Annotated in this window: 1 protein-coding gene; it reads left to right on the forward strand. The window is 71.0% G+C overall.

The window, feature by feature from the left end:
• Positions 1-179 precede the first annotated feature (179 nt).
• On the forward strand, positions 180-410 hold a 231-nt coding region (locus tag G3I71_RS50710), incomplete at its 3' end, for a hypothetical protein (protein ID WP_203733236.1).

Raw genomic sequence — 410 nt, forward strand, 5'->3', positions numbered from 1 at the left:
TGGGTGAGGACGGCTCTGTGCACCAGGTGCAGCCTCTGCGCCCCCGTTGGCTCGGACGGCACGCGCTCGATGCGCGGAGCCTCGACGTGGACGGTGCCGCCTCACGCGTCAAGGGCGCTGCCGTCCTGCTGGCACGCCCCCCCCGCACGGGAGCGGTCGTTGCTGTGAGGTGCAACGACGTGCCACCTGCGGAGGGCGCGATCCAGCAGGTTCCGCGGCCGGACCTCGTCACCCACCTGGTGTCCGGGCCAGAGTGGAAGTGGGTGGGTGAGCCTGCTGACGGGTTCGCTCGAAAGCTCCTGGACCTTGCACTGCAGTGGAAGGCAGCAAAGCCGAAGCCGGTTCGGCCCGTTGTGCCCCGTGACGTCGTGCCGCGCGCCGGGGTGGTCGTAGAGCGGCGCGAGAACCCG

Origin of the sequence: Streptomyces sp. SID12501, from assembly GCF_010550245.1 — a bacterium.
Classification (GTDB): domain Bacteria; phylum Actinomycetota; class Actinomycetes; order Streptomycetales; family Streptomycetaceae; genus Streptomyces.